The following is a 22,414-nucleotide window of genomic DNA, read 5'->3' on the forward strand; positions in this document are numbered from 1 at the left end:
GTTACAATTAGCGGCTTTTAATTTTTTTGGGTATCGGAACAGGTTTATGGGTATTAAGTCAGACAGCTGGATTCGCCAAATGGCGGAAGAACACGAAATGATTTCTCCGTTTGAGGCGAACCAAGTCCGCCATACGGCTAACGGACCTATCGTTTCTTACGGTACATCAAGTTATGGTTATGATGTTCGCTGTGCTGACGAATTTAAAATCTTTACCAATATAAACTCATCAATTGTGGACCCAAAAGATTTTGATGAAGGCAGCTTTGTCGATATCAAATCGGATGTATGTATTATTCCGCCTAACTCTTTTGCTTTGGCGCGTACAGTTGAATACTTTAAAATCCCCCGTGATGTGTTAACTATTTGTTTAGGTAAAAGCACCTATGCGCGTTGCGGTATCATCGTGAACGTGACTCCATTAGAGCCAGAGTGGGAAGGGCATGTGACTTTAGAGTTTTCGAACACTACACCGCTACCTGCAAAAATATACGCTAATGAAGGCGTGGCTCAAATGCTATTTTTAGGTGCTGCCCAAGTCTGCGAAACATCGTATCGTGACCGTAAAGGTAAGTACCAAGGTCAAACTGGTGTAGTGGTTCCTCGTACTTAAGATGATGCAAACAAACCAACAACAAATTCTGGATTTCTGGGCGCAGGTGGAGCTGACAATTGATCAGCTTTTGCATAGCCGAGATGAAAACCAATTTGATGCAGATGCACTGTTAACTGAGTATCGTGACACGCTGCAAAAAATTGATCAAAACCTTACTTTTCATTTTGAACGAGATGAAGATGAAGGGCCGATTGAAATGATCTTTGGATGTGATGGCTATCCAGAATCTATTCACGCTGTATTATCGTTGGTGGGGGCGGCGCCTGCTTTATCAGGAATTCGCTTCAAAGCATTCAACCATCGCTACGACCCAATACCAAACTTTATTAACGTGGCTGATGAAGTATGCGAATTGCGGGATTATTGGTACTCTTTGAACAGTATTGATAATAAGCTGCATTTGGCTATTTACATGCAAGAACCGCCGTCTATGTTAGATATGGATCCGCGCGTCGAAGCTGTGATGATTTTTTTAGACGCGCTAATCGGTGAGTATGAACTTATGACACGGGTTTGGGCGCTGGATTGGCTCAATTTGCCGGTAGACCCAATTGATTATGGGTTGAAGCCATTGGCTGAGTTACGTGATTCGTTTGATCGTTTAAAATCGGGCGTACCTGCAATCGGCATTATGATTCACTAAGATCAATGATGGCCCATCACTCAATTGTTGGTCTGTGCCTAGACAGTGCAATAAAATATTTCATTACACCCTTGAGTTCTCAGGGGTTACATCCATATAAGTCTTAAGAAAAAAGCTTAACTTACGTACGCGACCATGCTATCTATAATCGAATAGCACGCGGGTCGCTATTGCCTTGATTAGAATTACTTGCTTTGGAAATGTATTAATATGAGCCAGATTTTATCAGAAATCCTGCAGGGCTTAGAAACTGAATATCTGCAGCGTATGAGCAATCTTGGCCTAAGTGAGGGTAAGGATGCGTATGCTACGGCTGAATCCCTTTGCCATGAGAAGCTGTATTTAGGAAGTGATTTGCTGGCTAAGATCATTTCTCAGGATCCAACTCTGCTGGCCGCTCGTGCGGGTGAGCTTATCACTGATCCAAAAGAGCAAGATAATCCTTCTGTCGGTATTATTATTTGCAGCAACATTGTAGAGGCAGCTTTTGAGGGGTTGCTGGGGGTTGCATTCGAGCAAGGCTGGTTAGAGATCGATGATCAAGGCCGGATCGTTAGTGATCTGGGAGACCTCAATGTTGTATTCCCGATAACCGAGGATTACAGTCGGTCGTCTACCGCAATTGAAAATGTTAGTAGCCGTAAAAAGAGTCGTCTAAACCAGATTTTTCAAGCAGCAGAGCAAGAATATATCCAGCTATTGGACAACGAGGCTCATGATGCATATACGCTTGCATTACAGGTATCCGGTAACTACGCTATTTTTGCTCCTGACGATATAGCTCCCTTGATTGAAGAAAACCCATTGCTTTTAGGTTTGCGCCCCGATGAGCTAAAAAATGATGAAATGTTTGCGGGGGATCCGCCTGCTGGGATTATTATCAGTGGTCACCTAACCAGTATCCTGCTTGAGCAATTATTGACGCTGGCAGAAGAAAGAGGGTGTTTAGCGCATGACAGCACAGGGCATATGATTGTTCCTGAGGGGGAAGAGGACAACCCCGTTATTCATTGAGGTGTTCTCTTAGACAATAAAAAACCGGCTTGATATGCCGGTTTTTTATTATGTGTGGTGATCAGCTGGATTGTGAGCTGTCGCCTTATTCTGGTTGAGTAATTAACCACTCGTCTAGCCCTTTGATATCGGCAGGGCTCAGACTACCTATTTGTTGTTTCAATGCAAACAAGTTAGCTATATAGCCAAAACGGGCCGCTGCATAATCACGTTTAGCGGCATAAAGCGCTTGTTCGGCTGTTAAAACATCGACAACGTTTCGAGTCCCTACATTAAAACCTTCGCTGGTTGCATCTAATGAGGCTTGGCTGGATATGATGCTTTGGCGGCGTGCTGAAACACTCAAAACACTGGTTTCAATATCGCGCAGCAAACTACGGGTAGATTGTTTTACATCGCGGTAAGTGTCTTCAAAACTGTGATGTGCGACATCCAGTTCAGCATAGGCCTGGCGCGTTTGTGATTGGATAGCTCCACCTTGGAAAAGAGGTACGCTTAATGACAGGCCAACCACTTTTGAAGTTACCCAGCCATCTACCCAGCCTACTCGAGTGCTGGAGCCATTGTCGCGATCATAAGTGGCATTGAAATCAAGAGTAGGAAGGTGACCAGATTTGGCAGCTTGTGCGGCTCGGCGGCTAGCGTCGATGCCGAAACTAGCTACCTGTAAACCAATATTGTTTTCAAGTGCTGCATCAACCCATTCTTCGGGTGTTGCTGGCTCCGGCTGCTGGATAGGGTAATCTTCGCTTAGCTCGTCAATATCGGTAACCTGTTCGCCAATAATGCGCTCAAGTGCTTCAAAACTGTTATCAAGAGCGCCTTTAGATTCAATTAGGCTGACCCGAGCCGCATCATAAGAGGCTTTGGCTTCTTGCACATCGGTAATGGCAATAAGTCCCACTTCAAACTGTGCATTGACCTGATCCAATCGACGTTTGATGGCTCTTTCTTGTGCTTGAGCTGTTTCTAAATTGCTCTTGGCGTTGAGTACGGTGAGGTATCCATTAACCACTCGTAAAATTAAGTTTTGCTGTGCAAGATCAAAACTTAGGGCCGCTTGCTTATCGAGGATTTGGCCGCGCTTGAAGGCAAACCATTTTGCCGCCGAAAAGACGGGCTGAACCAAGCTAACCGAATAGCCATGGTTGTTATAGTTAATAACGGACGTATTGTAATAAGTTGTATCTGCCGTGCCGTTAATGCTTGGTAGTAGTGCTGCTTTGGCCTGAGGGAGTATTTCTTGGTTGGAGCGTAGTGTGGCTTCGGCAACTTTTAGTTGAGCGTCGTTGTATAACGCTTTCTGATATATTTCTTCTAGCGCGGCAGCGGAGCTTGATAGTGAGGTGCCAAGTAAACAGCTCGCAGCGGCGTAACGAAGTAGAGCAGCGACAGGTTTCATAAGTGGAATCCTTTAACCGAGTGCGCAGTGCCTATTTTGTAATAGATTAGCGTCACATCCGTCGTTGTTATGCAAAATCGAATGGCTGTTAGCATACCATGTTTGCAGGCCCTGTTAAGGCCTTATATTTGCAGCAATTTGTTGCGATTAGGGTATGTTTTAATTGATAGGCATAATTGAAGATACGGTGTAAAAAGCCATCTAAGAAATAAAAAAGCCGAACATATTGCTCGGCTTTGATATTGCTAAACATAGCTTAGCTTTCTAGTGCTTTTTTAATGCGTGCAATAGCATCTTTAAGTACATCCATGCTGGTAGCAAAGGATAATCGCATATTACCTGCAGCGCCAAATGCGGATCCCGGTACTAGAGCAACTCCGGCTTCGCCTAACAAGAATTCGGCCAGCTCAATGTCGTTATTGAAACGGTCATCGTTATCAATAACGTGTTGAAAACTAGGGAAAGCATAAAAGGTGCCATCAGCGGGGATACATTCAACCCCCTTGATCTCGTTAAGGGCTGCTACAACGTAATTGTGACGCTCTTTAAACGCAATAACCATGTCTTTTACACAATCGTTTCCGCCTTCTAAAGCTGCCTGAGATGCAACTTGAGAGATTGAAGTCGGGTTTGATGTGCTTTGCGATTGAATCTTCTTCATCGCGCCAATAAGTTTGGCCGGCCCTGCCGCATATCCAATACGCCAACCTGTCATAGAAAAAGCTTTAGATACGCCGTTTAATACGATAGTGCGGTCATAAAGGTTTGGGCATGCATTTAAAATATTTACAAACGGCTCATCGTTAAAGCGGATATGTTCGTACATATCATCAGTAGCGATTAAGACATCGGGGTATTTAGCTAACACTTCACCCAAGGCTTTTAGCTCACTTAGCGAGTAAGCAACGCCAGTTGGGTTCGATGGGCTGTTTAAGACAACTAATCGAGTGCGAGGTGTAATAGCCTCTTCTAATTGCTCAGGTGTAATTTTGAAGCGCTGCTCTTGCGTAGTGGTGATAATGACGGGTTTGCCGTCAGCCACTAGCACCATGTCGGGGTAAGACACCCAGTAAGGGGCAGGAATAATGACTTCGTCGCCTTCATTTAACAGGGCCAGTGATAAATTGAAAAAGCTTTGTTTGCCCCCGCAAGAAACCAAAATTTGGTTAGCTTGGTAGCTTAGGCCGTTCTCGTTCTGAAATTTATTAATAATGGCTTTTTTCAGACCCGGTGTACCGTCAACAGCTGTGTACTTAGTAAAACCGTTATTAAGGGCTTCAATAGCTGCATTTTTAATGTGATCAGGTGTGTCAAAGTCAGGCTCGCCTGCACCTAAGCCAATAATATCCTTACCCTCGGCACGCAGTTCGGCAGCGCGATTAGTCACGGCAAGAGTAGGGGAGGGTTTGATACTGTTTACGCGGTCTGAAAGTAGAACGTCCAATTCATAGTCCTCTATGAAATTATATAAGCTGAGAGACGCTATTTTTTAGCAACCAAAGTATATCGGATTCGTATGACACACTGAATGCTATTAGGTTAAAAGTTAGTAAAAAACGAAATAAAATCACGTAATTTTCCTATTTTTCATGGGATCTCTATACATGTCCTTGTCTGAGTAGGCAGGACTCGCTGCTAATGGCAGGTTATACTAGGGGATTGCGTTTGTTGTTGGTCAGAAAGAGAGATATAAGTACACTATGAAATCACGTTTTCGCGTCAATTCTCCGTTCGCCCCTTCAGGGGATCAACCTACTGCTATTAAAACGCTTGTCGATGGACTCAATGCGGGTTTAGCAGCACAAACCTTGTTAGGAGTTACCGGCTCAGGGAAAACATTCACGATAGCGAACGTAATTGCCGAAGTGCAGCGTCCAACCATAGTGTTAGCACATAACAAAACATTGGCTGCTCAGTTATATGGTGAGTTTAAAGAGTTCTTTCCTGATAATGCAGTGGAGTATTTTGTATCTTATTACGATTACTACCAACCTGAGGCCTATGTCCCTTCTTCGGATACCTTTATTGATAAAGACGCCTCGGTCAATGAGCATATTGAACAAATGCGTCTTTCCGCTACAAAGGCTCTACTAGAACGCGACGATGCCATTATTGTGGCAACGGTTTCGTCTATCTACGGGTTAGGTGATCCACAGTCTTACCTTTCAATGATGTTGCATTTAGATCGCGGCGATAAGGCCGATCAGCGACAAATCCTGAGGCGTTTGGCAGAGCTGCAATACACACGAAATGATATTGAGCTGCACCGAGGAACATACCGTGTGCGTGGTGATGTGATTGATGTGTTTCCGGCCGAGTCAGAGCGAGAAGCGGTTCGAATCGAGCTGTTTGACGATGAAGTCGAACAACTGAGTTACTTTGATCCGTTGACCGGAGAAGTTCTACGTAAAGTGCCGCGCGCGACCATTTACCCTAAGACTCATTATGTTACCCCGCGTGATGTACTGCTAGGCGCTGTAGACAAAATAAAAGAAGAGCTGCATGAGCGCTTAGTCCAATTGCGTGAAGCTAATAAGTTGGTAGAACTGCAGCGCCTTGAACAGCGCACCATGTATGACATGGAAATGATTATGGAGCTTGGCTATTGCTCAGGGATAGAGAACTACTCTCGTTACCTATCGGGGCGTGATCCAGGCGCTGCACCGCCAACCTTGTTTGACTATTTACCAGATAATGCTTTGGTCGTTATTGATGAGTCGCATGTAACGGTTCCGCAGTTAGGCGCCATGTATAAAGGTGACCGTTCTCGTAAAGAAACGCTGGTTGAATACGGCTTTCGGTTACCGTCTGCATTAGATAACCGCCCATTGCGTTTTGAAGAATGGGAGCAATTGGCACCGCAGATGATTTTTGTTTCGGCTACACCGAGTAAATATGAAGCGGCGAATGCTCAGCAAATAGCTGAGCAGGTTGTTAGGCCTACAGGGTTAGTTGACCCCATAGTAGAAGTTCGCCCAGCAAGTACACAAGTTGATGATTTGCTATCTGAAATTAACCTAGTCACCAAGCTAGATCAGCGAATTATTGCTACTGTGTTGACTAAGCGGATGGCTGAAGATTTATCCGAGTATCTCGCAGAACACGGCGTAAAAGTACGTTATTTGCACTCTGATATTGATACGGTTGAACGGGTAGAAATTATTAGGGACTTACGTATTGGCGTGTTTGATGTCTTAGTGGGTATTAACCTTCTAAGGGAAGGTATTGATATGCCTGAGGTTGGCCTAGTTGCCATATTAGATGCTGATAAAGAAGGTTTTCTTCGTTCTGATACTGCTCTAATACAAACGATCGGACGGGCAGCACGTAACGTTAATGGCCGTGCTGTACTTTATGCAGACCGAATTACGGGGTCTATGTCGCGAGCCATTGAAGAAACCGATCGCCGACGTAAAAAACAAACAGCCTACAATGAAGAACATGGCATTACGCCTAAAGGCATTATTAAGTCTGTGGCTGACATTATGGAAGGTGCTACTACTATTCCGGGGCGTAAAGCCGCACGAACAGCGAAAAAAGTGGCTGATCAGGCCGCTGACTATAGTGTCGATGCATCCGCGCTCTCACCAAAAGAGTTAGTTAAGGCGATGAGTCAGCTCGAAGACAAGATGTATGAGGCGGCTAAAAACTTAGAGTTTGAGTTAGCAGGGCATTATCGTGACGAACTTGAGAAACTAAAGCACGCTGCAATGTAAGTTTACGATGCAGCGTCCGCTTCTCGTTAAACAGCTGGTGTCGTCAAGCTGAAGCTGGGGAAGTCTTTAGCAAAACGACTAATCCATTCTTCAGCGGCATCGGCTTGACTTAATGTGCGGCCTTCTTGCTTTTGAATTTGTTGGCGATATTGCTCAATATAACAAATTTGTTCGATCATTCTCACACCGTAGGCTGTTTCGGGGTCATCAAAAACAATGCCTGTGCGATAGTGGCCGTTACGGTCAGGAATACACCAAGCGACATGCCCTGAGGCCGTGAAAGCTGGGTCACTAATGGATATAGTAATATCAAGAGCTGTGTCGATGGAGAAGAATTCATGGGTAACGATGCTTATACCAACCACGCCTGATTCGCTACAAGTATTGCGGCTTACACCATAATCAGAGCAGAGCGCAATTTTGGCGGGTATATCAGTTGGGTGGCGGATATACCCTTGGTCTACATCAAAGGTCATCAAAGATTACCTACTGTGGTACCGACTAATGATTTCATATTAGAACTAAAATCTCTGTTTGTCTCTTATAAGCATCATAATTGATTTTTTGCGTTGCACAATAATTATTACGCATGTCGCTCAACTTTTAAACATATTGAAGGCCAGCCTTGCTTAACCGAACCTGACTGTAAAAAGCGCCAAAAATCAGTAAAAGTACGTATTTTTAAGTACTAAGTAGTACTGATGGCGTAAGTTTTAGCTAGAAACCGCTGCTTTTGTCGTGCAGGATAGGCTTTGTTTAAAACAAAAGTTGCCCAGTAAACATGTCTTTAAAACTAAAAATTCTAACGCTTGCGCTACTTCCTTTGCTGTTAGTCACGGCTACCATCACTTTGATTAATGTAAATCAGGCTCAAACCTTATCTGAGCTTGAAATACAAACGTTTGAACAAAATTTGCTGACATCCAAGCGAAACGAATTAAAAAACTATGTGGAGCTGGGGTTAACAGCTATTAGCCAAGTAATTAATGATGAATCGTTGACTCAAGAGGCGGCACAGTCAGAGGTAAAGCGTATACTTCACTCCTTAACTTTTGGCGAAGACGGCTACTTTTTTGTTTACGATGGCGAAGGCGTTAATCTAGTCCATCCCGCTCAACCGGAACTAGTTGGACAGCCGCTTCTTACTTTACGAGATGGCGCCGGAGACCTGGTCATTGCGTCTTTACTTAACGTGGCAAAACAAGGTGGCGGTTATCATCGCTATACTTGGAGAAAGCCCTCGTTAGGCGATGAGGAAGATAAGCTAGGTTATGTTGTTGAGCTACCGAAATGGGGATGGATTCTAGGTACGGGTTTATATGTTGATGACATCGCTAAAGAAATATCGCGAGTACGCCAACAAGTAACAATTAATATTCGTAACAGCTTTTTTACGGTTGTTGTGCTAACTGCCGCATCGGCTGTCATTATCATCGCTATTGGGGTGGCCATAAACTTACATGAAGGGCGATTAGCAGACGGCCGTTTGCGTCAATTGGCGCATAAATCCGTCCAGTTTCAAGTGAGTCAGCGCCGGCGTTTTGCTCGAGAACTCCACGATGGAATTAATCAGTTAATTGTTTCAGTGAAGTTTAGAATTGAACTGGCAGCCAATAAAATAAAGAAAGGAGATCTAACCGCTTCCCAGGATCTATCAAAAGGCATGGAGGTATTAAACCAAGCCATCAAGGAAGTAAGACGCCTTTCTCATGACCTACGCCCTAGTTTATTAGATGATTTAGGGCTCAAATCTGCACTAAAAAGCTTGCTCGATGAATATGAGGCCAGAACCGGTATAACCGTTGAAGCTGAGCTAGGGCTCCCTGTTGAGCGTTTACCGGATGATATCGAAATTACGCTGTACCGAGTTATTCAGGAAGCCTTATGTAATGTAGAAAAGCATTCGGGAGCGGATGAAGTGAGATTAAAAACATCACTTCATGGAAGCCAGATTGTGCTCAAACTATCAGACAATGGGGATGGCTTTGATATTACTAAAGCCAGTCAGCAGGCCGGAATTGGTATCCGAAATATGCATGATCGTATCGAACTGCTTAGTGGTGAGTTTGCTATTACATCTGAAATAGGGCGCGGTACTCAATTACGCGTTAAACTACCCTTATCTTAATAAAAACAGGAAAACCGATGATTCGTGTATTGCTAGTTGATGATCACCCACTTGTATTAGAAGGAATCAATGCATGCCTTTCTAATGTGGCAGGAATCGAAGTAGTCGGCCAAGCGAATAATGGATTAGAAGCGTTAGAGTTAGCAGAAGCACTTACACCGGATGTGGTGCTGATGGATGTGACCATGCCCGTGATGAACGGCTTAGAGGCAACACGAGAATTAAAACGTCGCTTTCCTGATTATCGCGTACTGATATTGTCAATGCACGAAAATCGCGAATACATTCTACAACTAATTCAGTCAGGGGCTGCAGGCTACGTATTAAAAGATGTACCCTCTGAAGAGCTAGTCACGGCTATTGAAATTGTTAACCAAGGCGGAACGTATTTCAGCTCAAAAGCATCCGAAACGTTAATGAAACAGTTTGAGCATGGCCGACATACAGATATCCAAAGGCAAGAGTTGACCAAGCGAGAAAAGACGGTGCTTAAGCATTTAGCCGAGGGAGATTCTAATAAAGAAATAGCCAGACGTTTAGATATCTCCGTCCGCACCGTGGAGACCCACCGCCAAAATATCAAACAAAAGCTCAACATTCAGACGGCGGCAGGGCTTGCAAAATACGCGATTGAAAACAATATGATATAAAGTGAAAAAAGTCGCTTTGGACACTTGCACCGGCCGTTAACATCTTTATAATACGCACACCTTTTAGGACTATAGCTCAGTTGGTTAGAGCGCTACCTTGACATGGTAGAGGTCAGCAGTTCGAATCTGCTTAGTCCTACCAAAATTCCTTCTCAGTTAATACCCATAGCAAAATCTAATTTTTTGATCAGTTTTGCTCATTCTGTTTATCCTCTTTGTACCCATAAGATCCTAAAGTCCTGCTACGTTTAAGCCGTTAACCCATTATCAGAGTTTTAAAAAACGCGACTCTTGCCGTTAACTTGAGCGTCATCTACTACGTGATTTAGGGGATAGCTAATGCTGGATTTTGGAACAATTCGAGGTCGCTTGACGGCAAGTTATTTCGTTTTACTAGTGTTTTTGCTGGTTGTAATTGCGCTTTCGGCGGTACGTTTTCAGTCGCTCTCGGACAATATTCGAGGCATTGTCGATGAAAATGCGGCTTTGGTTGAGCTAACTGGTGAACTCAATGTAAATGCAGAAAGCCTTGCTAGCCGGTTGTTGTTGCTGTTTGTTCTAGAAGAGCGGGAAGCGCGAGTAGCGATTTATAAAGAGATAGATGAGCGTAATCGCAATATGGATGTTTCGTTAGAAACAATGGCGGGTTTAGTTACCTCAGAAAAAAATAAAGTGGCTGTTGAGGCGTTAAAGGCTCAGCGTGGTGTTTATCAGGCAGCTCTGCAATCGACAGTTGAAGCATTGGAGTTTGGCGAGTTAGACGATGCAAAAAAACAAATGGCGGGGCCGACACGTAATGAACTACAAACTTTTTTAAATCAAACCAAAGCCCTTGCTGGTAGCGAGCGAGGTATGATGCAGGATCGCCAGCAGCAGGTTTTATCAGATTCAGAAGTAGCAATTTGGATGATTACTGGGGTGGGGATCTTGGCTCTACTCATTGGTGCCGCTATGGCGTTGTTAATTACACGTAGTATTGTTAATCCGTTGAGCCGAGTTGCTGATTTCCTAGACCGTATGGCAAAAGGTGATTTGTCACAGAATATTGAGATTAAGCCAAAAGGTGAAATAGGGCAGTTAGTTGCCAGCTTACAAAGTATGCGTATGAGTTTGGCGGGCGTTATCGAGAAAATTGATTTGAGCGCACGGACAGTTGTTGATGCTGTTGGGAATATCCGTAGCAGTGTGAGTGGTGTTCAACAAGGCTCTGAAAAACAAGAGTTTATGGCGAATGAGATACAGAGCTCGGTAAAAGAGTTATCCAGTGGTGTTACTAATATGGCGGAACATGTCACTGTTTCGCGTAATCAAGCAGAAGCCGCGCATGACCTAGCTAAGCACGGCAAAGAAATTATTAATGCAGCGGCAACAGATATCACAGAGATAGCGACTTACGTTGAAGAAACGTCTTTGTCGGTAGCTAAGTTAAAAGAAAGCGCTACAACCGTGCTTGAGTTTGTTAACAATATACGAAATATTGCCGATCAGACTAATTTGTTAGCACTAAACGCATCTATTGAGGCGGCGCGTGCAGGCGAAAGCGGTCGGGGTTTTGCCGTGGTTGCGGATGAGGTCAGAAACCTTGCAAGAAATACGGCTGAAGTCACCGAATCTATTGATGCGGTCATTACATCCATGACTAATTTATCGGTTCAGGTTTCCGACGAAATGGAACAAGGACAAGAACGTATGCGCCATGGTGTGACACAAATAGAAAACGTAGTGGAACCGTTAACGCGCCTTGAAAAGGACTCACAAGAGTCGCTTAAAAGTTTGGATGGCCTATCAGGCCTTGCACAGCAACAGTCTTTAGAAGCGAATGATATAGCGCTTCGAATAACCAAAATTGTTGAAGTGAGCGTTAATAACAATCAAACCTCATTGCGTTTAACATCACTTACGGACGCTTTAACTGGAGCGGCGGAGCAAACGAAACAAGCAACATCTACATTTACACTTCCACAGTAAATGTTTTATGGCATTGGTTAGCGTTTAGCTAACCAATGATCAACCGAGAAAACGCCAGCGCCTCTATACATCAGTAGCATTGCAACAGCCAACCAAGTTGCATGGGTTGGATAAGCGTCTGGATAAACAAAGATCTGGATGACTAGTGTCATCACAACGATGCCAAATGCAGCAAGGCGAGTAAAAAGACCGCTGAGAATAAGAATGGGTAATAGGTGCTCAGCTATCGTTGCGAGCATAGCAGCGAGCATAGGTGGAATAAGAGGCAAGTTGTATTCATACTCAAACAGAAAGCCGGTCGTTTCAGCCAATTTGGGCCAACCGAGTTGCGCTTTCATCGCAATAATATCAAGAGAAAACCCCTCAATTTTTGTTTGTCCGGATTTCCAAAAAACAGCCGCAATAGCAAAGCGTGAGATAAATAGAATAAGCGACTCGGGTATTTTTCGGAATATTTCTTCGCTTTTCTCATTGATAAAAGTCAACATGGTTACTTCCTCTATTGTGCCCCTTGGCTGTTTTTCATTGTTATTACTGTCGGTCGAAGTCGTGCTATTTGATGTGGGTTATGATTTTCCACTCAATTAATTTGGCGAGTGTCTGCGCTAAATCGAAAGTCTCTGATGGTGGAATAGCGGCTTCTAATTTTTTTTGGTGCATTAAATTTTTAATGAACACTGCCTCCTCTTCTTGAATAACATGAAGCTGTGCATAGAGGTGAGATTTTACTAGCAGTAAATATTCGTTTTGGTTGATATCTAGCCGATGCAGTAATGACGTCTCTTTGTTTACGTGCGCTAGGTATAAGGAGCCAATCGCAAACGGAGAGGCTAAAATTTGCGATGTGGGCGGAATAGATAGCTGCAAAGCGTCAGGGTCTTGGGTGTTGGAAAATACTTGGGCAACGGCTTCTTGATCCAAGGTGCTAAATTCTTCGTTGTGAGTGAGCACAAGCATTGAGTGCTCAAGTGCTAAAAGGTCTGCTAAGTATGGTAAGCGGTTGGCTGGCTCGAAACGGCGAACAAAATCAGAAAACCCGCCGCCATATTCACTAATAACGGGTGACGTTGGTGGGTTATCTACTACATAAAGACGGGCAACAGCGCGAAAAAAATCTTCACCTACCACCGATAGCGTTACAGGAAATATATCTTCCAATGCATCGATTAACGAGACGATCACATTATTGCGATATACATTAAATCTTGTGTCTTTTTCAGGTTCTGATGGCGCTTTAATCTCTGTGAGGAACCGAGCATCACTTGTCAGCAGTGAGGTTTTAAACAATGAGTTCACGGCTCGTCTCCGTCGATTGTATTGGCTGCCGTAAACTATTTGCTTGGTTTGCTTCTTCTAGTAACGTCGCTAGAGGGGGGATGTTACCGTCTCTTTCAATGAGCGTGGGGCAATCGCCCACTAAAGTTAAGGTGTGCTGATAAAGAGACCAAACATCGGGTGAGACGGGCTGATCATGACTGTCTATTTTTAACGGTACAATGGCGTTTTCGTCGCTTGAGTGCCCCGCTAAATGTATCTGGCCTACTTTATCGGTAGGGAATGAATTTAAGTACTCATAGGGGTCTTGTTGGTGGTTGAAGCAAGAAACCTCAACATTATTAACGTCTAATAAAAGTCCGCAGCCTGTGCGGTGGCTCATTTCTCGTAAAAAATCGGTTTCGCTCATTTCGCTACGATTAAATTCAAAATAAGTCGACGGATTTTCGATGAGTACACGGCGTTTTAATAAAGATTGAATCTGATCAATGTGCTCGCACACTCTTCTTAGCGTTAGTTCATCGTAGGCTACAGGGAGCAGGTCATTTAAAAACGTATTGTCGTGGGAGGACCATGCCAGATGTTCTGAGAAAACGGGTGGCTCAATTTCATTAATTAAATGTGAGATTCTTTCCAAGTGTGCCGTGTTGATTGGGGATTCTCCGCCTATTGATAATCCCACGCCATGCACGGTTATAGGGTAGTGTTCGCGAATCTGTCTTAAGTAATGAAGTGCTGGTCCACCTTTGCTTAGGTAGTTTTCGGCATGTATTTCAAAAAAACCAACCGATGGTCGAGTATCCAATATGGCTTGGTAGTAAGCTGGCTTAAGGCTAATGCCCGTTAACGATAAAAAACGCTCCACAAAACGGGAAGAAGGGGGATTCTCGTTTTGCCAGAGCGTTGATGGGACTTGAATAAGAGACATATATGTTTCTTAGAATGCTTTTAGTTGACCAAACCCTGTCGGTGATGTTTTTGATTCCATTTCAACGCAAGTGCCTTCAGGAACAAGTTTCCATGCGTTAGCTTGGTAGTCAGTTTTAGAGGTGCCAGCGCAAGACGTTCCAGGGCCCGCAGCGCAATCATTTTGACCTGCCAATGCTACGCCATAACATTTTTCTTTACCTTCAGCGTGAGCAGGAACTGATACCGCAGAAGAAATAGCAACGGCTGTACCAAGTGCTAGGGCTAGCGTCGATTTTGAGTTTTTCATGGTCAATCCTTATCTATTTAGGTTTTATCTCTCACTGTGGCAGCAGTGCCAGTGTGCGTTTTAGAGCATTAACTACTCTTTGTATGTATCTTATTTGAAAGTATAGTTCAGAATTTTTGTGTTTATTTTTTTGTGCGACACTGTTTTTAGTTATAGGTTATGTGAAGACCCTTGAGACCTTCTTGTAGGCAGCACCTGCGAGATGTCTTGGGTTTAGTGCTTTATACTGCTTTTTTGAAGAGACGGCTGTTACTAACAATTATTACTACTAAAAGCGAAGATGAGATGGAGCTTTCGAGCGAATTTTTAAATATGATTCTGGACTCGGTCACAGAGCATATCGTAGTTATCGATAAAGCAGGGAATATCAGATTTGCTAATCGTAGTTGGACAGCGTTTGGTAAAAATAATGATTGTGACATTAATGATAGCTGGGATGGAGTCAATTATATTGAGGTCTGTGACGCGGCTGCACAGATGGGAGATGACTTTGGACTCAAAGCAGGGGAAGGCATACGTCGTGTGATAGCCAAAGAGGATGCCATTTTCTATTTCGAGTACCCATGCCATAGTCCCCAAGAGAAGCGATGGTTTATGATGCGTGTCACACCGTTTGAAGTAAACCAAGAAAGCTTCTTTGTTATTTCCCACCAAAACATTACTGAAAGAAAGTTGGCTGAGGAGGCGGTTAAGAATCTGGCTAATTTAGATGGGTTGACCAGTATTGCTAATCGTCGAGTTTTTGATGAGTTTTTGCATGAAGAATGGCGGCGGTGTCACCGGCTTAGTCAGCCTATTAGCCTCGCCATAATCGACCTAGATAACTTTAAAGTGCTTAATGATAAGTTTGGCCACCAGTTCGGTGATAAGTGTCTAATCGATGTGGCTAAGGTGCTTAAAGCTGTCGCAAATCGCCCCGGCGATATTTGTGCGCGTTATGGAGGGGAAGAGTTTGCCTTGGTCTGTGGTGACACCACTCTAGAGCAAATTAAACTCATCGCAGATAGGCTTTTGCTGCAAGTCACTGCATTGAACGATTTGGACCCGAATCTCTCATCGGGCAACTACCTTACTGCCAGTATTGGTATCGCTGAAATGAGGCCTGAAACAGGCAAATGTGAAAGTGAGTTGATCAGTCGGGCAGACGCCATGCTGTATAAAGCTAAAGAAAATGGACGTAATCGTATCGAAGGGTAAAAGACAAAAAACAACAATGCTGCTTAACGGTATTTAATGCATCATTATTGGTAACAAAAAGTCGTTTTCCTGACCAGAAGATCATCGCTGAAAAAATAATTTATTTTTTTTGCATCCAAACGTATCGCTCAATTGTTGTACCTATTAACAGTAAGACATTGACTGTTTTGAATTGAAAATTTAATCAAATAGGGAAACAACAATGAATAAGCAATTGAGTGTTAAAGGCCTTCAAATTTCAGTAGCCTCCGTGCTTGTAGCGGTTGCTATGCAGTCTCATGCCGGAAGTTTCTCTCAGGACAAACTACCTAAAGAAGTGCAAGTTCCCGCAGGTAACATGGTAGCTATGTACACCAAGGCTGAAGGTAATATTACATGGGAATGTAAAACTGATGCAGATAATGCCGAAAAAGCTAAATGGGCATTTGCAGGCCCTCGCGCTATCTTGAGCGATAAAAAAGGCAATCAACTAGTGTCTTATTTTGGACCACCAGCAACGTGGGAGTCCGTGGATGGCTCATCGATAACAGGCACCCAGTTAGCCGTGTCACCGTCTGCTAAGGGCAGTATTCCTATGCAATTAGTTCAAGCGAATAAGTCCGAACGCCCAGGTGCTTTAGAAGGTGTTACTTATGTTCAGCGTATCAATTTAAACGGCGGTGCTGCTCCTGAATCAGGTTGTACAACTGATTTGATTGGTCACAAGGTTGTCGTTAACTATTCGGGGGACTACCTGTTCTGGAAAGCTAAATAATCTAGAATCGTTATAAATGGCTTAGGTTTATAGAATGCGCTCTGTAAGCCTATGTCTTTAATGACTTAAAAAGCCCAGTTTTGTACACTGGGCTTTTTAATTACGGAGCGCTCAGCGTGACCTCACCAATGGATTTTGATTATGAAGGTGCGCTAATTAGCTGCGCGTCAGGTAACCGACGCGCTTTAGTGCAGCTCTATGAACAAGAATCACCACGGCTGCTCGCTGTTGTTATGCGGATTTTACAAAACCGCTCTTTAGCTGAAGACATCGTGCATGATGCATTTATAAAAATTTGGAATAATGCCGCAAGTTACAGCAAGGAGCTTGGTTCTGCGCGTGGTTGGATTTACACACTAGCCCGAAACCTAGCGTTAAATGCTCTTAAGTACAGTCAGCGTCAGGTGTTAGCTGAACCTGATTTTCTTCTAGATCTGTGTGATAACAATTCTTTAGCAGCAGAGCATATTGATGAGTTTTCTGAGTTGGCGGCTGACTGCCGTACCCAAGCGGCGCTGTACACTTGCATAGATCATTTAGCACCTGAGCCAAAGCTCTGTATTTTGCATGCCTATGTAGATGGTTACACACAAGATGAGATCGCAACCTTGCTCAATAAACCACTAGGTACCGTTAAGTCTTGGATTAAACGTAGCCTTAATGCTTTGAAGGAGTGTTTACAATGAAACAACATCCGCATTCTGGCAAAGGCGACCTCCCTGACACAGATGATTCCTTAGCGGGGCAGTATGTTTTAGGCACGCTTAGTCTTCAGGAGCGCCATGACTTTGAAGAACAAATGGCACGTCAACCTGAATTACAGCGTGCCGTGCATCAGTGGCAAGAACATTTTTTATCGATTACGGATCAGTTAGAGCCTATACCAGCTTCACCGTTTTTGGCCGCGAGAATAGAGCGTAGTTTGGATGCACAAGACGCGCTGGCCGCCAAAGCGACTACAGCCAAGTCAATGGGTGGTATGAGAGATTTTTGGAATAGCCTGACTATTTGGCGAAGCTGTTCAGCGGCTTGTCTCTTGTTGGCGCTTGTTATTGGTCTGCAGTGGCAAACGTCGGCCCCAAGCGTTGCTGATCCTTCTTATATTGCCGTATTGGTGACGCCAGAAGACAAAACACCAGGCTGGGTGATTCAAACTAATCAAACAGATGAGATGCAATTGGTGCCATTAGGAGCGATCGAAATACCTAAAGGTAAAGCGTTGCAGTTTTGGACGAAAGCGGAAGGCTGGGATGCGCCAATTTCTCTTGGATTAGTTAAAAAAGGTGAGTCATTAAAAATTGCAATCGACCAGCTACCACCTTTAACTGAAAATCAGTTGTTTGAACTCACGCTTGAAGAGGAAACAGGATCACCTACGGGGCTACCTACCGGTCCAATTAAATCTATAGGGCGAGGTGTGGTTACTTTTTAGTTATGAAGTAATGCCTGTTGAGTCCTAACTGATGGATAAGTACTTTTATGTACTGAATGCTGTATTTTGTTGTTCAGCGAATTTGATCGATCGTTATACTTAAGGTTATTTTCTGGCGTTTACATTAGTAACGCCATCGATTGATGATACATAATCAGGTATGTTCAAAACATAATGATGCCAGTAATTATGTGATGGCGTATAAGTGTACTCATCAATTTCAGACTAATTTAGCTCTTTGATCGGTGCGTATTTTTTCGAACAGTAAAAACGCTGGGGCTCATTAGAGTATTAACCTTGATCCCAGTTTGTTTTCTCTAATATGAGCCTATGCCTGAACTCGATATAAGAACGTTACATGCCATACTGGCGATTGTCGGTTTCAGTGCGACAATAACACTACTAGCACTTTGGAAGTCCCAACCTTATAAAAATGGTATGGGTTATATTGCGTTTGGTATTGGGTGCTCATTTTTGGCTGGCATCCTCGTGTCCTTGCGCGGAGTTGTACCTGATTTAATTTCTATTGTGCTAGGTAATCTTCTATTTGCCCTCACGTCTTTGTACGTACTCAAAGGCGTGAGGGTGTTTACCCGCAGGCCTATGTATGCTCATATTGAGTGGGCTTTGCCAGTCTTTTTTGTGATCTACTTTCTGTATTTTACGTACGTTGATCCCAATGTCTCAGCTCGGGTGTTAGGTATTTCGACGGTCTACTTCACATTCAGTCTGTCTATTGTTTTTAATCTACTAGTACCGGCTAAACCTCAATGGCAATGGTCTGCAAGAATGGTTGCTCTTGTTTATTTTGGTTTTGCTTTAAGCTCGTCTGTTCGCATTTACTTGGCGCTGTCCGGTCAAAGCGATTTACCCTTTATGGAAACGTCGGGTATTCATGCCTGGACGATACTGATGGGGATATTTGTATTAGGAGGCAGTGCTCTAGGGTTTAGTTTAATGTCGCATGACGCATTGCAAAGCCAATATCGCATTCTATCTCAAGGGGCTAAACAGGCCGCCTCATCAATAATTATTACTGACGCAGCCGGTAAGATCGAATATGTAAATCGAGCTTTTGAGCAATTGACCGGTTATTCGGTTGATGAAGTGCTTGGCCAAACGCCTTCTATTATTCAGTCAGATCAAACAAAGCCAGAAGTGTACGAGCAATTATGGCGCGAACTAAAAGCCGGGAAAACGTGGCGCGGTGAGTTCTATAATCGCAAGAAAAATGGAGAGTTGTATTGGGAAATAGCTTCCATATCACCTGTTAAACAACGTAACGGTGAAACCACACATTACATTGCTATTAAAGAGAACATTACTGAATTAAAAGAAGCGGAAGCTAAAATACGCCATTTGGCCATGCATGATAGTTTAACGGGGTTGTCTCTAAAAAGTTTGTGTTTAGACCGTTGGCAACATGCACTGGCTTTGGCGAAGCGAAATCACACTAAAATTGCGTTGATGTTTGTTGATCTAGATGGTTTTAAATCGGTAAATGATAACCATGGACACAGTTATGGCGACAAACTATTAATTGAGATTGCGCGCCGTATAGCAAGCAGTGTTAGAGCGGCCGATACCGTTTGTCGAATTGGCGGAGACGAGTTCTTGATTATGGTGGAAGGTCTTAAAGACAAAGAAGATGTGACGGAGGTTGCTTCAAAAGTAATAACGAATGCTTCTCGCCCGCTAGCAATTGATGACCAAGTTATTAACATCAGTGCGAGCTTAGGGGTGTCTTTTTACCCTGATAATGGAAGTAGCTTTGAGTCACTTCTCGACCAAGCAGACAGGGCTATGTATGGCGTTAAAAGAGAAGGGAAGAACGGTTATGCCTACAGTGATACTCCTTCATCTGACCCTAAGGACCCTGCTGAGCTTTCTAAAAATTAACGTATTCATTACATGAAGGTTGTAGCATGACTAGTATTCATTATTACCATGCCCATGTTTATTACGATGCTGAATCGATGCCTCTTGCCAAACAACTTTGTGAATCGGCTGTAGCGTTATTTCCAGCTATTAAAATGGGACGCATGCACCAAAAACCGGTTGGGCCGCATCCTGATTGGAGTTGCCAGTTAACGATTCCTACTGCAATGATGGGGGAGGTAATGGGGTGGCTTGCACTCAATCGTAAAGCGCTCGTTCTGTTTATTCATCCACTGACCGGTAATGCGCTTCAAGAGCACCGTGATGCGGCAATCTGGATGGGTAAAGTTCGCCCGCTTAAGTTAGATCAGTTTCTATAAGCCTAATCTGAGGCTCGCTTTCATAGTTTTTCTTTTAAGTAATCCACTAGCATCCTTACTTTAGGTGATAAGTGTCTATTATGGGGATATAACGCCCAAACTCCCTCGTCCTTGGGTTCGTAATTCTGCAACAAAGGAATCAGCTGTTTATTGTTAATGGCGGCCTGCAGGTAATAGTCTGGCAGTTGTACTAAACCTATACTTTTAAGTGCCGCGTCTAATAATGATTGCCCACTATTACAACGTAAGTTGCCTGATATGCGTATAGTTTGTTCTTTGGCGTTAACTTCAAAGCGCCAGTAATCCAGCGTACCTTGTAAGCAATTATGATGTTTAAGTTCAGAAAGCGAATGTGGTTCACCATAACGTTTTAGGTAACTAGGTGTTGCACACACATGCAAGTGACGCGAAGTGATCCGAGTGGCCATCATGCTTGAATCTGCTAAATGGCCTACGCGGATAGCTAAATCATAGCCACCTTCAACCAAATCAATTCGTTGGTTAGTAAAAACACACTCTATTTGTAAATCAGGATGAAGTGTTAAAAAGTCATTGATCAGTGGTGCGATTTTACTTTCGCCGTAGGTCCCCGGTGCAGTGATTTTGAGGCGTCCTCGCGGGGAGCTTTGCAGGCTATTAAGCGCTTGCTCTGCTTCTTTAAGTCCATCTAAAACAGGACGGCAATGTTGATAATAGATTTGTCCTGCTTCTGTCACCGTGACTTTACGAGTAGTTCGGTAAAGGAGCTTGCTGGATAACCGGCTTTCGAGGGCGCTCACTTGGCGGCTGACTTGCGCTGTTGATATTCCCAGTTGATATGCAGCGGCGGTAAAGGAACCCGATTCAACTACGGCTGCGAACTCAGATACTCCTTCCCATGGGTTCATTATTACTATCTCGTAAAGGTGAATTGTTATTTGGCTGATTATAAGCATCACAGAAACAACTACAATGGTTCTATTGAAGTCATCTATCTAATAACAGTGTTGTAAATGAGGTGTGAGCATGACGAACGGAGTAATTACGTGTAAAGCGGCTGTAGCTTGGGGGCCAAAAGAGCCACTTTCCATTGAGAATGTAGAGGTGATGCCACCACAAAAAGGTGAGGTACGTGTTCGTATCGTAGCCACGGGTGTTTGTCACACTGATGCGTTTACTTTATCTGGAGAAGATCCAGAAGGTATCTTCCCTGCGATTTTAGGCCACGAAGGCGGTGGTATTGTGGAATCAGTGGGTGAAGGCGTAACCAGTGTTGCTGTTGGCGACCATGTTATTCCGCTGTACACGCCTGAATGCGGTGAGTGTAAATTCTGTACCTCGGGTAAAACTAACTTGTGTCAAAAAATCCGCGAAACGCAAGGTAAAGGCTTGATGCCTGACGGGACTACTCGTTTCTCGGTCGATGGTAAACCCGTATACCACTACATGGGATGTTCTACGTTCTCTGAGTACACGGTTTTACCTGAAATTTCGCTGGCTAAGGTGAATAAAACGGCACCTTTAGAGGAAATTTGCTTGCTCGGTTGTGGTGTAACAACGGGCATGGGAGCGGTTATGAACACCGCTAAAGTTAAAGAAGGCGATACGGTTGCTGTATTTGGGTTAGGCGGAATTGGTTTGTCGGCGGTTATCGGTGCTGCCATGGCAAAAGCGAGTCGTATTATAGCGATCGATATTAATGAGAGTAAGTTTGATTTAGCCCGCAAGCTAGGCGCCACTGATTGCATCAACCCGAAAGAGTATGACAAACCGATTCAGGAAGTCATTGTTGAATTGACAGATGGTGGTGTGGATTTCTCATTTGAATGTATTGGTAACGTGAATGTAATGCGCTCAGCATTAGAGTGCTGCCATAAAGGGTGGGGCGAGTCGGTCATCATTGGTGTAGCCGGTGCTGGTCAAGAAATCTCGACACGTCCATTCCAGTTGGTAACAGGTCGTGTTTGGCGTGGTACCGCCTTTGGTGGAGTTAAAGGTCGTTCCGAATTACCGGATTATGTAGAACGCTATCTGGCGGGTGAATTTAAGCTAGACGATTTTATTACGCATACCATGGCTCTAGAGGGTATCAATGAAGCCTTTGACTTAATGCACGAAGGTAAAAGCATCCGCACGGTTATCCATTACTAAGCGAGCGCTATCAGA

General features: G+C 43.8%; 22 protein-coding genes and 1 tRNA gene. 15 read left to right on the forward strand and 8 right to left on the reverse strand.

All coding sequences use genetic code 11. From position 1 onward, the window contains the following. Positions 1–46 precede the first annotated feature (46 nt). The 3 genes from dcd (at position 47) to BS617_RS04990 (ending at position 2,273) form a co-directional block, all read left to right on the forward strand. Complete coding sequence (gene dcd, locus BS617_RS04980) at positions 47–613, forward strand: dCTP deaminase (RefSeq protein ID WP_075171785.1); 567 nt, start codon at positions 47–49, stop codon at positions 611–613. A 1-nt stretch (position 614) separates the two neighbouring features. Continuing rightward, on the forward strand, positions 615–1,259 hold the full coding sequence (locus BS617_RS04985) for a hypothetical protein (RefSeq protein WP_306460961.1): 645 nt from the start codon (positions 615–617) through the stop codon (positions 1,257–1,259). Between the two features lie 210 nt (positions 1,260–1,469). Then, a complete protein-coding gene (locus tag BS617_RS04990) occupies positions 1,470–2,273 on the forward strand; it encodes a hypothetical protein (protein ID WP_075171786.1) in 804 nt (267 codons plus the stop codon). Between the two features lie 85 nt (positions 2,274–2,358). On the opposite strand, the gene BS617_RS04995 is transcribed toward BS617_RS04990, so the two are convergent. Then, on the reverse strand, positions 2,359–3,675 hold the full coding sequence (locus BS617_RS04995; RefSeq protein WP_075171787.1) for a TolC family outer membrane protein: 1,317 nt from the start codon (positions 3,673–3,675) through the stop codon (positions 2,359–2,361). 256 nt (positions 3,676–3,931) lie between these two features. Next, positions 3,932–5,119 carry a pyridoxal phosphate-dependent aminotransferase gene (locus tag BS617_RS05000; RefSeq protein ID WP_075171788.1) on the reverse strand — a complete coding sequence of 396 codons (1,188 nt, stop codon included), beginning with the start codon at positions 5,117–5,119 and terminating at the stop codon, positions 3,932–3,934. Between the two features lie 256 nt (positions 5,120–5,375). Here BS617_RS05000 and uvrB point away from each other — a divergent pair, with 256 nt between their 5' ends. Next, a complete protein-coding gene (gene uvrB, locus BS617_RS05005; protein ID WP_075171789.1) occupies positions 5,376–7,391 on the forward strand; it encodes an excinuclease ABC subunit UvrB in 2,016 nt (671 codons plus the stop codon). 26 nt (positions 7,392–7,417) lie between these two features. On the opposite strand, the gene BS617_RS05010 is transcribed toward uvrB, so the two are convergent. Further along, complete coding sequence (locus BS617_RS05010; RefSeq protein WP_075171790.1) at positions 7,418–7,867, reverse strand: hypothetical protein; 450 nt, start codon at positions 7,865–7,867, stop codon at positions 7,418–7,420. A 305-nt stretch (positions 7,868–8,172) separates the two neighbouring features. Here BS617_RS05010 and BS617_RS05015 point away from each other — a divergent pair, with 305 nt between their 5' ends. From BS617_RS05015 to BS617_RS05030, 4 genes are all read left to right on the forward strand, one after another. After that, complete coding sequence (locus BS617_RS05015) at positions 8,173–9,519, forward strand: cache domain-containing protein (protein WP_075171791.1); 1,347 nt, start codon at positions 8,173–8,175, stop codon at positions 9,517–9,519. A 17-nt stretch (positions 9,520–9,536) separates the two neighbouring features. Next, the gene (locus tag BS617_RS05020; RefSeq protein ID WP_075171792.1) at positions 9,537–10,169 is read left to right on the forward strand and encodes a response regulator; all 633 of its coding nucleotides are present in this window, start codon (positions 9,537–9,539) and stop codon (positions 10,167–10,169) included. Positions 10,170–10,234: 65 nt separating this feature from the next. After that, positions 10,235–10,311 (forward strand) — tRNA-Val (locus BS617_RS05025). Between the two features lie 197 nt (positions 10,312–10,508). Continuing rightward, the gene (locus BS617_RS05030) at positions 10,509–12,137 is read left to right on the forward strand and encodes a methyl-accepting chemotaxis protein (RefSeq protein ID WP_075171793.1); all 1,629 of its coding nucleotides are present in this window, start codon (positions 10,509–10,511) and stop codon (positions 12,135–12,137) included. Positions 12,138–12,154: 17 nt separating this feature from the next. Here the strand turns inward: BS617_RS05030 and BS617_RS05035 are convergent, their stop codons facing one another. The 4 genes from BS617_RS05035 to BS617_RS05050 all read right to left on the reverse strand — a co-directional run bounded on the left by BS617_RS05035 (position 12,155) and on the right by BS617_RS05050 (position 14,628). Beyond that, the gene (locus BS617_RS05035) at positions 12,155–12,625 is read right to left on the reverse strand and encodes a DoxX family protein (RefSeq protein WP_075171794.1); all 471 of its coding nucleotides are present in this window, start codon (positions 12,623–12,625) and stop codon (positions 12,155–12,157) included. Positions 12,626–12,689: 64 nt separating this feature from the next. Then, positions 12,690–13,433: an HvfC/BufC N-terminal domain-containing protein gene (locus BS617_RS05040; RefSeq protein WP_075171795.1), complete on the reverse strand. Its 744-nt coding sequence runs from the start codon at positions 13,431–13,433 to the stop codon at positions 12,690–12,692. Beyond that, positions 13,417–14,340: an MNIO family bufferin maturase gene (gene bufB, locus BS617_RS05045; RefSeq protein ID WP_083609933.1), complete on the reverse strand. Its 924-nt coding sequence runs from the start codon at positions 14,338–14,340 to the stop codon at positions 13,417–13,419. Before bufB ends, BS617_RS05040 begins: the two co-directional genes overlap by 17 nt. A 9-nt stretch (positions 14,341–14,349) precedes the next feature. Further along, positions 14,350–14,628, reverse strand: coding sequence for a BufA1 family periplasmic bufferin-type metallophore (locus BS617_RS05050; RefSeq protein WP_075171796.1), 279 nt, complete (start codon positions 14,626–14,628; stop codon positions 14,350–14,352). Positions 14,629–14,913: 285 nt separating this feature from the next. On the opposite strand from BS617_RS05050, the gene BS617_RS05055 reads away from it, so the two are divergent. The 6 genes from BS617_RS05055 (at position 14,914) to BS617_RS05080 (ending at position 20,269) form a co-directional block, all read left to right on the forward strand. Further along, positions 14,914–15,825, forward strand: coding sequence for a sensor domain-containing diguanylate cyclase (locus tag BS617_RS05055; RefSeq protein ID WP_075171797.1), 912 nt, complete (start codon positions 14,914–14,916; stop codon positions 15,823–15,825). A 202-nt stretch (positions 15,826–16,027) separates the two neighbouring features. After that, complete coding sequence (locus BS617_RS05060) at positions 16,028–16,579, forward strand: DUF3455 domain-containing protein (RefSeq protein WP_075171798.1); 552 nt, start codon at positions 16,028–16,030, stop codon at positions 16,577–16,579. A gap of 116 nt (positions 16,580–16,695) precedes the next feature. Next, positions 16,696–17,265 carry a sigma-70 family RNA polymerase sigma factor gene (locus BS617_RS05065; protein ID WP_212667406.1) on the forward strand — a complete coding sequence of 190 codons (570 nt, stop codon included), beginning with the start codon at positions 16,696–16,698 and terminating at the stop codon, positions 17,263–17,265. Beyond that, positions 17,262–18,011: an anti-sigma factor gene (locus tag BS617_RS05070; protein WP_075171800.1), complete on the forward strand. Its 750-nt coding sequence runs from the start codon at positions 17,262–17,264 to the stop codon at positions 18,009–18,011. Before BS617_RS05065 ends, BS617_RS05070 begins: the two co-directional genes overlap by 4 nt. A gap of 330 nt (positions 18,012–18,341) precedes the next feature. Then, on the forward strand, positions 18,342–19,910 hold the full coding sequence (locus tag BS617_RS05075) for a GGDEF domain-containing protein (RefSeq protein ID WP_075171801.1): 1,569 nt from the start codon (positions 18,342–18,344) through the stop codon (positions 19,908–19,910). Between the two features lie 26 nt (positions 19,911–19,936). Beyond that, on the forward strand, positions 19,937–20,269 hold the full coding sequence (locus tag BS617_RS05080; RefSeq protein WP_075171802.1) for a DOPA 4,5-dioxygenase family protein: 333 nt from the start codon (positions 19,937–19,939) through the stop codon (positions 20,267–20,269). Between the two features lie 20 nt (positions 20,270–20,289). Here BS617_RS05080 and BS617_RS05085 read toward each other — a convergent pair whose 3' ends face one another. Then, entirely contained in the window at positions 20,290–21,156 is an 867-nt protein-coding gene (locus tag BS617_RS05085; protein ID WP_075171803.1) for a LysR substrate-binding domain-containing protein, read from the reverse strand. Between the two features lie 118 nt (positions 21,157–21,274). Between BS617_RS05085 and BS617_RS05090 the strand changes: the two genes are divergently transcribed. Continuing rightward, positions 21,275–22,399, forward strand: a complete 1,125-nt coding sequence (locus tag BS617_RS05090) for an S-(hydroxymethyl)glutathione dehydrogenase/class III alcohol dehydrogenase (RefSeq protein ID WP_075171804.1) — start codon at positions 21,275–21,277, stop codon at positions 22,397–22,399. The last annotated feature ends 15 nt before the right edge of the window (positions 22,400–22,414 follow it).

The sequence above is a fragment of the Neptunomonas phycophila genome, from assembly GCF_001922575.1.
GTDB lineage: Bacteria > Pseudomonadota > Gammaproteobacteria > Pseudomonadales > Balneatricaceae > Neptunomonas > Neptunomonas phycophila.

Coding starts and splice junctions, on each gene's coding strand:
- dcd (WP_075171785.1), top strand. CDS start 47: ATGGGTATTAAGTCAGACAGCTGGATTCGCCAAATGGCGGAAGAACAC.
- BS617_RS04985 (WP_306460961.1), top strand. CDS start 615: ATGATGCAAACAAACCAACAACAAATTCTGGATTTCTGGGCGCAGGTG.
- BS617_RS04990 (WP_075171786.1), top strand. CDS start 1,470: ATGAGCCAGATTTTATCAGAAATCCTGCAGGGCTTAGAAACTGAATAT.
- BS617_RS04995 (WP_075171787.1), bottom strand. CDS start 3,675: ATGAAACCTGTCGCTGCTCTACTTCGTTACGCCGCTGCGAGCTGTTTA.
- uvrB (WP_075171789.1), top strand. CDS start 5,376: ATGAAATCACGTTTTCGCGTCAATTCTCCGTTCGCCCCTTCAGGGGAT.
- BS617_RS05010 (WP_075171790.1), bottom strand. CDS start 7,867: ATGACCTTTGATGTAGACCAAGGGTATATCCGCCACCCAACTGATATA.
- BS617_RS05015 (WP_075171791.1), top strand. CDS start 8,173: ATGTCTTTAAAACTAAAAATTCTAACGCTTGCGCTACTTCCTTTGCTG.
- BS617_RS05020 (WP_075171792.1), top strand. CDS start 9,537: ATGATTCGTGTATTGCTAGTTGATGATCACCCACTTGTATTAGAAGGA.
- BS617_RS05030 (WP_075171793.1), top strand. CDS start 10,509: ATGCTGGATTTTGGAACAATTCGAGGTCGCTTGACGGCAAGTTATTTC.
- BS617_RS05035 (WP_075171794.1), bottom strand. CDS start 12,625: ATGTTGACTTTTATCAATGAGAAAAGCGAAGAAATATTCCGAAAAATA.
- bufB (WP_083609933.1), bottom strand. CDS start 14,340: ATGTCTCTTATTCAAGTCCCATCAACGCTCTGGCAAAACGAGAATCCC.
- BS617_RS05050 (WP_075171796.1), bottom strand. CDS start 14,628: ATGAAAAACTCAAAATCGACGCTAGCCCTAGCACTTGGTACAGCCGTT.
- BS617_RS05055 (WP_075171797.1), top strand. CDS start 14,914: ATGGAGCTTTCGAGCGAATTTTTAAATATGATTCTGGACTCGGTCACA.
- BS617_RS05060 (WP_075171798.1), top strand. CDS start 16,028: ATGAATAAGCAATTGAGTGTTAAAGGCCTTCAAATTTCAGTAGCCTCC.
- BS617_RS05070 (WP_075171800.1), top strand. CDS start 17,262: ATGAAACAACATCCGCATTCTGGCAAAGGCGACCTCCCTGACACAGAT.
- BS617_RS05075 (WP_075171801.1), top strand. CDS start 18,342: ATGCCTGAACTCGATATAAGAACGTTACATGCCATACTGGCGATTGTC.
- BS617_RS05080 (WP_075171802.1), top strand. CDS start 19,937: ATGACTAGTATTCATTATTACCATGCCCATGTTTATTACGATGCTGAA.
- BS617_RS05085 (WP_075171803.1), bottom strand. CDS start 21,156: ATGAACCCATGGGAAGGAGTATCTGAGTTCGCAGCCGTAGTTGAATCG.
- BS617_RS05090 (WP_075171804.1), top strand. CDS start 21,275: ATGACGAACGGAGTAATTACGTGTAAAGCGGCTGTAGCTTGGGGGCCA.